The organism is Wolbachia pipientis, assembly GCA_023052945.1.
Taxonomy (GTDB): domain Bacteria; phylum Pseudomonadota; class Alphaproteobacteria; order Rickettsiales; family Anaplasmataceae; genus Wolbachia.
The window spans coordinates 415,400-427,189 of the sequence record CP095495.1 but is presented as its reverse complement, the minus strand read 5'-3'; the positions used below and the strand labels follow the sequence as shown (position 1 = coordinate 427,189).

10 protein-coding genes, 2 tRNA genes and 1 pseudogene are annotated in these 11,790 nt (G+C 35.7%); 2 read left to right on the top strand and 11 right to left on the bottom strand.

The features are described 5' to 3' along the window. Nucleotides 1-33 precede the first annotated feature (33 nt). Entirely contained in the window at nt 34-1,770 is a 1,737-nt protein-coding gene (locus MWH06_02050) for a hypothetical protein (protein UPA55434.1), read from the bottom strand. Between the two features lie 183 nt (nt 1,771-1,953). Between MWH06_02050 and MWH06_02045 the strand changes: the two genes are divergently transcribed. Beyond that, a complete protein-coding gene (locus MWH06_02045; protein UPA55433.1) occupies nt 1,954-2,769 on the top strand; it encodes a transposase in 816 nt (271 codons plus the stop codon). Between the two features lie 259 nt (nt 2,770-3,028). On the opposite strand, the gene nth is transcribed toward MWH06_02045, so the two are convergent. Both nth and icd read right to left on the bottom strand, forming a co-directional pair. Next, the gene (gene nth, locus MWH06_02040; protein UPA55432.1) at nt 3,029-3,676 is read right to left on the bottom strand and encodes an endonuclease III; all 648 of its coding nucleotides are present in this window, start codon (nt 3,674-3,676) and stop codon (nt 3,029-3,031) included. 27 nt (nt 3,677-3,703) lie between these two features. Further along, nucleotides 3,704-5,122, bottom strand: a complete 1,419-nt coding sequence (gene icd, locus MWH06_02035) for an isocitrate dehydrogenase (protein ID UPA55431.1) — start codon at nt 5,120-5,122, stop codon at nt 3,704-3,706. 127 nt (nt 5,123-5,249) lie between these two features. Here icd and MWH06_02030 point away from each other — a divergent pair, with 127 nt between their 5' ends. Continuing rightward, nucleotides 5,250-5,762 carry an RDD family protein gene (locus tag MWH06_02030; GenBank protein UPA55430.1) on the top strand — a complete coding sequence of 171 codons (513 nt, stop codon included), beginning with the start codon at nt 5,250-5,252 and terminating at the stop codon, nt 5,760-5,762. 231 nt (nt 5,763-5,993) lie between these two features. Here the strand turns inward: MWH06_02030 and sucD are convergent, their stop codons facing one another. From sucD to hemF, 8 genes and pseudogenes are all read right to left on the bottom strand, one after another. Continuing rightward, a complete protein-coding gene (sucD, locus tag MWH06_02025) occupies nt 5,994-6,866 on the bottom strand; it encodes a succinate--CoA ligase subunit alpha (GenBank protein UPA55429.1) in 873 nt (290 codons plus the stop codon). A gap of 3 nt (nt 6,867-6,869) precedes the next feature. After that, nucleotides 6,870-8,021 (bottom strand): ADP-forming succinate--CoA ligase subunit beta, encoded by a 1,152-nt coding sequence (gene sucC / locus MWH06_02020; GenBank protein UPA55428.1) that lies wholly within the window; start codon nt 8,019-8,021, stop codon nt 6,870-6,872. Between the two features lie 29 nt (nt 8,022-8,050). After that, nucleotides 8,051-8,251, bottom strand: coding sequence for a 30S ribosomal protein S21 (gene rpsU, locus MWH06_02015; protein UPA55427.1), 201 nt, complete (start codon nt 8,249-8,251; stop codon nt 8,051-8,053). A 155-nt stretch (nt 8,252-8,406) separates the two neighbouring features. Continuing rightward, nucleotides 8,407-8,480 (bottom strand) — tRNA-Pro (locus MWH06_02010). 225 nt (nt 8,481-8,705) lie between these two features. Next, a complete protein-coding gene (locus MWH06_02005; GenBank protein ID UPA55426.1) occupies nt 8,706-9,392 on the bottom strand; it encodes a 16S rRNA (uracil(1498)-N(3))-methyltransferase in 687 nt (228 codons plus the stop codon). Nucleotides 9,393-9,420: 28 nt separating this feature from the next. Beyond that, a tRNA-Glu gene (locus MWH06_02000) sits at nt 9,421-9,492 on the bottom strand. Between the two features lie 45 nt (nt 9,493-9,537). Continuing rightward, nucleotides 9,538-10,768 (bottom strand): annotated as a pseudogene (locus tag MWH06_01995) (hypothetical protein). A gap of 48 nt (nt 10,769-10,816) precedes the next feature. Continuing rightward, nucleotides 10,817-11,641: an oxygen-dependent coproporphyrinogen oxidase gene (hemF, locus tag MWH06_01990; protein ID UPA55425.1), complete on the bottom strand. Its 825-nt coding sequence runs from the start codon at nt 11,639-11,641 to the stop codon at nt 10,817-10,819. Nucleotides 11,642-11,790 lie beyond the last annotated feature (149 nt).

Genomic DNA, 11,790 nt, shown 5'->3' with positions numbered 1-11,790 from the left:
GTTGAATCTAGCCCTTCACATCATACGAACTCATCACTTTATATAAAACATTTCATTGAAATCATGCAAAGTTCCAAAATCTCTATCCTGAATAAACAGGTGACCATCTGCAACATATGCTTCAGGAAGAAGCATCAGCTTTCCATCGTGACTAGAATCTCGTGCATAAACTTTATTATATAGAACCGTCATTTGATCATAACTGTATTTCCCAGTGGTATACTGACTACTTAAGTTTTGATAAAAATTATTTATGTCTTCGCCTGTAGCTTGCAGCTCCACTTTATATTTTCCTGTTTCAAGAAGCTCACCTTTGTTTATTTTTAAGGGGTGTTGCAGGTGATCCTCTTCCTTATTATCTTTCATACTGTTTATAACACTTGTTATAACAGCTTCTTGTTCATTTTCTGTTGGCTTTTCTCGCTCTTCAGTTTTATTACTTTGATTTTCAGTTTTTGTAGCTAACTTTCTTGTTTCCATATCTTGTTTAGCTCTCTGATTGTTTTGTTCATGCATTTTGTCTTTATATAATGGCTCCTGTAGAGTTTTTTCCATATCATCACGCAAAGCTGGTTGATCTTCAACATAACTACTACCATCATCTGCTTGCATTTGATCTATATAATTAGATTCTTCTTCCTGTATAGTATTTTTTGCGTTATCCTCACCAACCGTTCCTTTCTCCCCAGACTTGGCTTCACTCTCTACCACAACTTCTTCGTCTACTTGCTCATCATCAATTGTAAATTCAGTACCTATCTGATTGCTATCTTCCTCCAATTCATTAGATAATTTTTCAGATAGCTGGTCACCACTCAAATATGGTTCCTTTGAATATTTAGCATAATTATGGGGATCGGTTCTGTTTTCTGAATAAAACCCACTTTCAAAGTCTGAGTAGGAGCTTTGATTGAGCACAAAAAATAAGTTTTCATAATTAACCAGCATATCACTATCAGGGCTAACAAAATTTAAATATTCATCGCCTTCCCATTCTGGGTGGTGTCTATACTCTGCTATGTAGTATTTACTAGAGTCGAGAGGTATCTTGTCACCTTCTTCCCCATCAAGTTGTAAAACTACTGCTGAATGCCCATTACCTAAATCATTACCTTTTACCACTTTGAATATTTTAATCTCATCCTTTTCTACAAGTTCTTTTAACTCCTCGTTCTTTTCATTTAACTCTTCCTCCCTTTGTCTTTCTGCTTCTCTTTCTCTTGCCAATCTTTCTGCTTCTTCATCAGCTTTCTTCTGCAGTTGTGAGAATACATTTTGTAATATATCTTGTGTGGTTAAGCTATTTGTGTTGCTTAAAAAATTATCTAACACATTTGATGCAATTGGTGACAATTCACCGTGATCATCAAATACTTTTTCCTTTGCTTTATTATAGTGATTTGGGTTATAGATTGCATACAGAGGATAAAAACCATAATCTGCAATTGACGCTCCGTCAGGTGATAGTTCCATTGAGAATCCATAGTAATTAAGTGGAAGATTGGAGGTTAAATATTTACCATTATCATCCCTAACGTATAGCTCACTTCTACCATTGTGCTCACTATATTTGTTGTAGTAGATATAAAAATTCTCATGGTTAAGATTGAAGTGATCATCTAGATTATCGAATTGAATTGTACTGCCAAGCTTCTCGCGCAAAAGATTTTTGCTTTCATCTGTAAGCTTTATATGTGCAGAAAAGTAGTATCGATCTATAGGTTCGCCTTTTTCTATTTCAAAGTTCAAAGTAATCTTGTCGTTGACCATTGGTAACCTCCACAAATTCTATAAATCATTTTATTTATCAATCATACGGTGTGTACTATGAAAAATGTGTTAAGTATTAAGATTTTTTTTCTGTATCTAGATAAAGACCTGCTGAAAAAGGTGATTGAAAAAATGATGTGAGAGAGGTAGAAGAAGAATAAGCAGATCAAGTAAGGAAAAAAAATGAGCTTTAGTTACTATAATATGAAAAAATACCCAAGAAACTTTCGTAATATAACAGGTTTAACTATAGAGGAGTTCGAAAAAGTAGTGGAAAAAGTGAGGTCTGGATGGGAAAAACAGAAAAAGTGTCATGGTAGAAGATCAAAACTACCAACTCTGGAAGATAAGTTGTTTTGCGTAATTTTGTACTATCGCACTTACATAACACATAGATTTTTAGGATGCCTATTCAATGTACACAACGCAAATGTATGTAGGTTACTTAAGAGAATAGAGCCATTACTCGCCAAAAAAGTGACTATAACAAAAGATAGAAGTATGACGCCAGAAAAAATACTGAAGATTTTGGCTGATGTTACAGAACAGCAAATACAGAGACCAGAAGATAGTAAAAAACGGAAGAAATCATATTCAGGAAAAAAAAGAACCAACACTATGAAAACTGAGATTATTATCGAAGAAGGAGGAAGAATTTTATCAGTGTCAAAGTCATACCGTGGTAGAATTAGTGATTTCCGCATAAGGAAACAAGAAAAATATTTACCACTTGATAGCATAAAACATGCCGATTCTGGATATCAAGGTTGGCAAAAATTGCAAAGCAATGTTATAATTCCATATAAAAAGTATCGTAAAAAGCCATTAACTCCAGAGCATAATAGAAGATTAGCATCATTTAGAATGAGAGTAGAAAACAAGATCCGAGAGATAAAGATATTTAAGATTATGTCGAATGTTTATCGCAATTTTCAGAAAAAATATAACCTGAGGTTCAATATTATTGCTGGTATTGTAAATCTTAAGCACGCCTTTTAGTTAACCTTGATTTTAGTCACCCTCCTTTCCTTTTTTTTATCGCTTGATTCGCAGCAGGTCTATAGAGGCACTACCATTATAGAGTGAACCAGTGTCTGGGCACTGGGATGACAAAAAAGAGGCTACTCGGATGACACAAATGGGTAACTTGGATGATATTCCACACTGTGTCATTCAAGTAGCTGACACTGGCATCTAGAAAAAAAGAACCAATGTCTAGGAACTGCCGTCGTAAAGGAACCAGCATCAGCTACTTGAATTACAAAAGAAGAGATACTAACCTCTTGCATTCAAACTCACATAAATCATGAATTATGCACGTTTCACACGAAGGCTTTTGCGCTTTGCAAACATATCTACCATGCAAAACTAGCCAGCGATGAGCATAAAGTAGGTATTTTTTTGGAACCACATTCAAAAGAGATTGCTCTGTTTTAAATACATCTTTTCCTTTCACAAGCCCAACTCTATTGCTTACTCTAAAAACATGAGTATCAACTGCTAATGTTGGAACACCAAGTCCTGAATTTAAGAACACATTAGCGCTCTTTCTCCCAACCCCTGGTAAAGATACCAAATCATCGAAATCAGTAGGCACTTTGCTATTGTACTGCTCAATCAATATTTTGCTGAGCCCGATTATGTTTTTTGCTTTGGAATTATATAAACCAATACTGCTTATGCATTTTTTCAGCTCATTTTGTCCAAAGCTCAGCATTTTTTCTGGCGTATCAGCGATATTAAATAGTTCTCTTGTAATTTTATTAACGCTTACATCGGTTGTCCGCGCTGACAAAACTATCGCAACCAGCAATGTAAAATGATTGGTATAATTTAGCTCTATTTTCGGTATAGGGTTCGATTGTTGAAACTTTTCAAATATCAATTCTACTTTTTTTGAGTCCATTTTACTTATCACACCTCTTTTAAATATTTAAACGAAGAACCCCTCCTTTCCATCATATAAATACAACTTATCCATTCTCACCACATCAAAATTGTGTTCCTCAAATTTGATTAGCAAGTTATTCACATCACTATTTGTAATTTTATTATTTGCAATGAACCTGCAGGTTATTTGGTCACTTGAAGATTTTAAGCCTCCTGGCCAAATTGCAAGTCCTTTTGAGTATATTGCTATCATTTGCGGATTACTCGGTTCAAATAATCCTACCATTTGATCAAAATTGTTGGATTTGTTCCAAGCAAGCGTTATATCACTACCAACCAGCTTTCTAACTTTGTAGTCCTGTTCGTAGCTATTTTGCATTTCACTCATTTTGCTACTTGCACCACTGTCAATTATAAGCTCAGATAACGTTGTGGGTTTTTTCCCTAGATTATCTATAACAGCTTTTGCAAATTCTTTGGTACCAACTTTCTGCTTACTCCTTTTCTTCTTATATAAATCGGCAGTGTGTATTCCATCCTCCAAAGTCTTCAGCCACGCATCGTAAATTAGTTTTGCAGTATCTACTTGACCCATGTAAATTAGCATATGCACTGCAGCATTTAAAAGCCCTGAAGGATTAGCCATGTTTTTTCCTGCAATATCAGGAGCAGAACCGTGCACTGCTTCAAACATCGCATATTCATTACCTATATTGCTACTTCCTGCAAGCCCTACAGAACCTGAGGTTTGTGCCACTATGTCTGATAATATGTCGCCATATAGATTTTCAGTTACTATAACATCGAAATTCTCGGGTTCTGTGGCAACACGTGCCATTCCAATATCAACTATATAATGTTCCGCCTTTATATCCGGATATTCTTTTGCAATACGATCAAACGCTGCATGAAAAGCGCCGTCGGTCATCTTCATTATGTTATCTTTAGTTAGGCAAGTTACTTTTTTTCTGTTGTGTTTTTTCGCGTATTCAAAAGCATACCTGCATATCTTCTCTGAGCCAGATCTAGTAATAATTTTAGTGCATTGGTAAGAATCACCAGTGAGCCTATGCTCTATTCCGGTGTAAACGTCCTCTTCATTTTCACGTATTACTACAATATCAAACTTATCAAATTTATTTTCTATGACAGGATGATATGAAATACACGGCCTGATGTTTGCATATAACCCTAGATTTTTTCTGAGTGCAACGTTCAAGCTTTTGTGGCCTTTACCTTGAGGAGTTGTTGTCGGAGATTTGAGTAATATCTTTGTCCTTTCAATAGACTCCCAGCCACTTGGAGAAATGCCGTGAGACCATTCCTTACTATAAACACGCTCCCCTATTTCAATAATATCTATTGAGATCTTCGCTTCTGCTTCACGCAATATCGACAGCACCGCTTCCATAATTTCCGGCCCGATACCGTCACCATATGCAACTGTGATTGGTGTTGACATAACTTCCCTAACTGTAAATGATTTAATGTTAATTCAAATAATAGAGTGGGTCAATATTATCCAAATTTACGGTTATTTAATAACGTATTTTTATACTAGTTACGTCACAGTAGAACATGGGCAGAGTATGGATACTAAAGTAAGTTATGCAGGGATGTTTAGGCGAGCTTTTGCATATGTAATTGATATTGTTTTATGGGTAATAATAGCCTTTATTATAATCTTTTTTCTATATTTTCTACATCATTCATCTACATCATACAATGATGCAGACGATACTTACAAGACAGTTATCCACATGATAGTTTTTATAGTGATACTACCAATATATACAATTTTTAATATACTAATGACAACAAGACTTGGCGGCACTCCAGGGAAATTACTGTGCGGCATATATATAAAAGATGCACATACATTTACAAATGTTACCCTAAAGCAAGCAACAATAAGATACTTTTTTAAGGACGGCATTTGGACTATTTGTAATTTTCTATATGATCCTCTTCCTGGCTATGTTTCTGGATGTCTTTTTATCGTACAAGTCTCAGTTTTAATGTTTGCAATATTCGACCAGCACAAGCAGACTTTTTATGATAAAATTGCAAAAACAGTAGTGATAGACTATAAACCTAGTTGATATTTTTCTTTAGTTGTTACCACCGTACCATCCCAGTAGTCCCCATGATGTCCATAGGATGTCATCCCGGTGCTTGACACTGGGACCTAGAAAAAAAGAAATTTAGATTTCAGACTGGAATGACAGGAAGAGGTGTTGAGATTCCAGTGTCAGCTACTTGAGTGACACCCTTTCTAGCAGAAACTGCCCCTCAAATCACAACGTTCGTACAGCTGCGTTTTAGATTAGGCACTAATGCATTACTTCCAATACCTTCTTACCAATCACTGCAGGGGTTTCAGCAATTGCAATCCCGGCGCTCCGCATAACTTCTAGTTTTGCACCAGCACTTCCACCACTGGAAGAGATGATTGCTCCAGCGTGTCCCATACGTCTTCCTGGAGGTGCTGTTTGACCTGCTACAAAACCAACGATTGGCTTTTTAGTTTTTTCTGTTTTCACAAAATGTGATACATCCTCTTCTTCGTTTCCACCTATTTCACCAATAACTACAATACCATGAGTATCGTCATCTTTTAAAAAGAGCTCCATACAGTCGACAAATGTCATACCATGAACTGGATCCCCCCCAATTCCGATACACGTGGATTGACCAAGACCAACAGCGGTTGTTTGTGCTACTGCCTCGTAAGTTAAAGTTCCGGAGCGAGACATAATTCCTATGTGTCCACGCTTATGGATATGGCCAGGCATAATTCCTATTTTGCACTCTTCAGGCGTAATAATTCCCGGGCAGTTGGGACCAACCAATCGACTTTTTGAATCAACAAGCGCGCGCTTAACTTTCACCATATCAAGTATAGGAATGCCCTCTGTAATACAAACTATCAATTCTATTTTTGCATCTATTGCTTCAAGTACTGCAGCAGCAGCAAATTTAGCAGGTACATATATTACCGTGGCATTCGCATCAGTTTTTTCTCTAGCTTCTGCTACAGTATTAAAAACCGGTAAATTAAGGTGAGTGCTACCACCCTTTCCAGGAGTTACACCGCCAACCATTTTCGTCCCGTAGTCAATAGCTTGCTCTGAATGAAACGTACCTTGTGCACCAGTAAAACCCTGGCATATTAATCTTGTATCTTTATTTACTAAAACGGACATGCTTTATTTTACCTCTTTTACTATCTTTTGCGCAGCATCACCCAGTTCATCTGCAGCAATAATATTTAATCCTGACTCTTCTAAGATTTTTTTTCCTTCCTCAAAATTAGTACCTGATAACCTAACCACTAAAGGAACTTTAATGCTCATTTCTTTTGCAGCAGCAACAATTCCACTTGCGATAATATCGCAACGCATTATACCACCAAATATGTTAACCAAAATTCCTCTTACGTTGCTATCAGACAATATGATTTTAAATGCTTCAGTTACAGTTTCTTTACTCGCTCCACCACCAACATCCAAAAAGTTAGCAGGCTCTGCTCCGTAGTATTTTATTATATCCATTGTTGCCATAGCAAGACCTGCACCATTTACCATGCAACCAATACTGCCATCCATTTTGATGTAACTGAGCCCATACTTTGAAGCCTCTATCTCTTCTTTCACTTCTTCATCATAATCACGAAGTTCCATAACTTCTGGGTGACGATATAAAGCATTATCATCGAAATTGATTTTCGCATCGAGTGCAATAAAATCTCCAGAATTTGTTTCAACTAGTGGGTTGATTTCAATTTGGCTCGCATCAGTTGCAATAAACGCATCATATATATTTTTTGCAACATTTGTTATTTTTTCTATTTGTTCTGAACTCAAATTAAAACTGCTGCTTAACTTGCTGCTATCAAAACTTGTAGCAAGATCAATATCAAATTTCACAATTTTTGCGGGAGAATTTTTCGCCACTTCTTCGATGTCCATCCCACCTTCTGAGGAAAATATGAATATTGGCCTACTGAGCTTCGGGTCAATTACCAGGCTTAAGTAATACTCTTTCTTAATACTTGAGCCTTCTTCAATGTATACTCTTCTTACTTGCTGCCCGCTTGGCCCTGTTTGATGAGTAACTAAAGTCATACCAATCATGTCTTTTACAAACTGTTGAGTTTCTTCATCTGACTTTGCTAGCTTTACGCCACCGGCTTTACCCCTACCACCTGCATGAATTTGAGCTTTAACCACAAACACATCAGATTTTAATTGACTTACTTGAGTCTTTACTCCTTCTGCAGACATAGTGACAAAACCTTTTGGCACCGGGACATTAAATTTATGCAAAATCTCTTTTGCTTGATATTCGTGAATATTCATAAAACAACCAATGATAAACTATTAAAAAATTACCAACCGTAACGCTGCCTTCTGCATTCTTGCTGATGCCTCTTTTTTCTCGCTTCAGCTTTCTTTTTAGCTCTTTTTTCTGATTTTTTTTCATGATATTGTTTTTTCATTTTCAACCCTCTTCCTTCCTTTTGAATTGTTTTTTTCAATACTGGAAGAGCTCTGTCTACATCACCATAATGGACTGATACTTCAATCAAACTCTATACCTCCTTCGGTAATCACTTCAAAATTTATTTATAAATTAGAAAATTAACATTGTCAATTATTTTATAAACTTGAGCGTTAAACTGCAATATGAACGAAATGCCTTTAAAAGCTCTAACTATTAAAAGCGTTAAAACTTCTGCTAGCATCGGGGCGGAGAGATTTGAACTCCCGACCCTTTGGTCCCAAACCAAATGCGCTACCAGGCTGCGCTACGCCCCGACTTCTTTACTCAGAGTATCAATAACTCAGGCAAAATGCAAGATTCATTTGTTTATTTTAGAAAAAATATAATATAAGATTTAATATTATTTTAGAATATGTTTTTTATTAGCTCCTCTTTAGTAGCAAACTGCTTCGCAGGCGGCCTATAGAGTTTGTACAGTTAGCGCGTGCAACACTGAATCAGATTTCTCTATGGCCCAAACCTTAGCCATATTTAAAAATCTAGCTACACCAATTGGTGAAAGTTAGTGCAGCAACCACAGCAGTATCGACCCTTAAAATTCTTTTTCCTAGACTCAATTTTTGACAAAACTTATCGGCAAGATCAAGTTCATAAGATGAAAAACCACCTTCAGGGCCAACAATAATAGCAACATTTTTCTTACCTTTCAGCACTTTATCAGCTTTACCTGTTTCATCACATAAAACAAAATTTTTACTCTGGGAATCAGGTAACTCACAAAAGTTAATAGGAGGCAAAATCTCTGGTATACTCATCCTACCGGATTGTTCCACAGCTTCGATTGCCTGTAATTTTGCTCTACTTAGGTTAATGTTTTTTACTACTGTACGTTCCGTTGAAATAAATTGAATGCAGGTTACTCCCATTTCAGTTGCCTGTCTTACTATGTTGCCTAAAGCACCACTTTTTACCATGGCACAATATAAGTATAAATTTTCCTCATATTGCTGTTGTTTAGTGCATTCTTTGAGTGTAACTTTTGTTAATTTACGCGATATATTAACTACTTCTCCTAACCATTCTCCATCCTTTCCATTAAAAAGAGAGAGACTATCATACTTCTTAAGCCGCATTACATTGCAAATATAGTGACTTTGTTGTGGATTAAGTGCTAAACTCACGCCTTGTGATAAAGCTTCTTCAAAATAAAGCCTAATTTTTCCCATTCAAAACTTTAATTATATTCTACTTGAGTGACTCTTACGGGATTTGAACCCGTGTTACCACCGTGAAAGGGTGGTGTCCTAACCACTAGACGAAAGAGTCAACGCGAATTAACTCAAGTTATATTGATTATGCACATAAAGTCAATTATTTTATGGCGCAAACGTCTTTCTCTATTCCATATTTAATATTCACTGAATTTATTTCAGATTTAGGAGTTTTAGATCCTAATTCTAATTGTTGTTCAACTTTTGTATCGGAATCATAGCCAGAATCGTAGCCAGAATTTCTACGCCCATATTTCTGCTTTATTTCTTCTACACTAAAGCCAGCCTTGGTCTTAATTTTTTGATCATTAGTCTGTTGCTGACCTATCGGCTTATTAGCACTTAGCTTCACTTGCTCTTGCCAATCATTCACTTTATCCTGCACTAACCCATGGTAAGTTCCAGAATTGGCTTTTACATCTTTTGCCTTCTTTTCTGCTCTTTTCTTGGACAAATCTACCCTAGCATAAATAGGTTCTGACAATTGTTCTGGCTCTTTCTGTTTTAGGCTAGCAGGCTTTTTTGTTCTGAAAGATCATCTATAGTGCAATAAATAGGTTCTTCTGATATACTCAAATAACCACTATCGTCCAATGATGAATTTTCAGTAGATTTTTTATGTGAATCATATATTTCAGCATAAATAGATTTTTCTGATACGTTCAACTCCCCTAATGAGTTACTAACCTTAGTGTCATACACCTCAGCGTAAATAGACTCTTTTAAAAGAAAATTACCATTGCCAGTACTCTTTGACTCATACTCAAAAGTTCTAGGGGGTTTTTAGGTGGTATCATGTTACCAACCGAGTTAGCCTCAAATTTCAGCTTCACTACTTCTTTAAACTCATCAAAACCTTCTCTTTCTTTGAAAATGTTCAATATTTTTTCCTTTTCTTCAACATTTCGAGGCATTGCACCATTTATTACTAACTCACCAAGTATAAAACAACATTTTTCCTTATAGTCTTTGAGATCATAGTGCATAACCCTTTTCTCATGAGCAAGCGCTCTCTCATATTTATAAATTACACTTCCTATACTGTTGATGCCTATTGCATTAACGTTGGCGCCAGCATTAATAAGTAATTCCATTACATCATAATCAAGACTTTTTACTGCATATCCTAAAGCCTGATTTAAAGCTTGATTATTATTTATATCAAATAATCCTGTATTCTTGAAAAACATAGTCTTTGAAAAGAATTTTCTAAAACTATTTAGTGCATTGTAGAGACTTAGAGTCAGTTTAACACCTTTTATGTCATTGTTTTTGACAGATTTAATTAAAAAATTATCTATTATACCCCCTATATAAAAGTTCACTATCATGGTACAACTTTAAACTATGATGATTTATTTTCTGCTAATAGCAGCTCTCTATAACCACTTAACAAGTGGTGGCATTGACATCATAATTGCATCTGGATTGCCGTCAGTCATTAAGCCAAACCTTGTGCCACGATCGTATAACAGATTGAATTCTACATATCTGCCACGTTTTATTAATTGATTTTCTCGTTGTTCTTTTGTCCAAGATTTTTGTATATGTTTACGTATGATGTGCAAATAAATTTCCAAAAAGGCTTCACCTACTGCTTTTGTGAACTCAAAATCATTTCTCCAATTGCCAGAACTCAGATTATCATAGAAAATACCACCAATGCCACGCGGCTCTTTTCTGTGTTGTAAGAAAAAATAGTTGTCACATTGCTCTTTAAATTTTGGATAATATCCGGTGTCAAATCTATCACATGTCATTTTGATTGATTCATGGATATACTTGCAATCTTCTTCATTTTTATATATTGGCGTAAAATCCATCCCTCCACCAAACCATTGTTTTGAAGTATATATCAGCCTTGTGTTCATATGTGCTGCAGGGATAAGGGGCGATTGCATATGAGACACCAAAGATATACCGCTTGCCCAAAACTCTCCGTTACTTTCACTTGCACCAGGAATTTCATTAATGGCTGAATCTGCAAATTTTCCGTGTACTTTTGAAACGTTTACTCCAACTTTTTCAAAAACATTGCCAAAAATAATTGTAGATTCACCACCTCCACCACCTGGGCGATCCCACTTTCTTTTTTCGATCTTTGGCTCTGCGGATGATTGTTTTTCAATTAATAAGAAAGATTCTATGATCTTATCTCTTAGTGCACAGAACCACTCAAATGCTTGTGTTCTTTGTTTTTCCATAATATCCCCTCGCTAGCTTATTAACATTGTTATATCTGATATTTAAGGAACTTAATTAGATTTGGATGATAATTATCTATCAAAGACGTTAATAAATCTATAATAATTAAATCAATATAATAAAACATTTTCGTATGTACAACGATGCC

Bases quoted from the DNA above. Each gene is read 5' to 3' on its own strand.
- nth (UPA55432.1), bottom strand. From the start codon at position 3,676: ATGGACTCAAAAAAAGTAGAATTGATATTTGAAAAGTTTCAACAATCG.
- MWH06_02030 (UPA55430.1), top strand. From the start codon at position 5,250: ATGGATACTAAAGTAAGTTATGCAGGGATGTTTAGGCGAGCTTTTGCA.
- hemF (UPA55425.1), bottom strand. From the start codon at position 11,641: ATGGAAAAACAAAGAACACAAGCATTTGAGTGGTTCTGTGCACTAAGA.
- MWH06_02045 (UPA55433.1), top strand. From the start codon at position 1,954: ATGAGCTTTAGTTACTATAATATGAAAAAATACCCAAGAAACTTTCGT.
- MWH06_02005 (UPA55426.1), bottom strand. From the start codon at position 9,392: ATGGGAAAAATTAGGCTTTATTTTGAAGAAGCTTTATCACAAGGCGTG.
- MWH06_02050 (UPA55434.1), bottom strand. From the start codon at position 1,770: ATGGTCAACGACAAGATTACTTTGAACTTTGAAATAGAAAAAGGCGAA.
- icd (UPA55431.1), bottom strand. From the start codon at position 5,122: ATGTCAACACCAATCACAGTTGCATATGGTGACGGTATCGGGCCGGAA.
- sucD (UPA55429.1), bottom strand. From the start codon at position 6,866: ATGTCCGTTTTAGTAAATAAAGATACAAGATTAATATGCCAGGGTTTT.
- sucC (UPA55428.1), bottom strand. From the start codon at position 8,021: ATGAATATTCACGAATATCAAGCAAAAGAGATTTTGCATAAATTTAAT.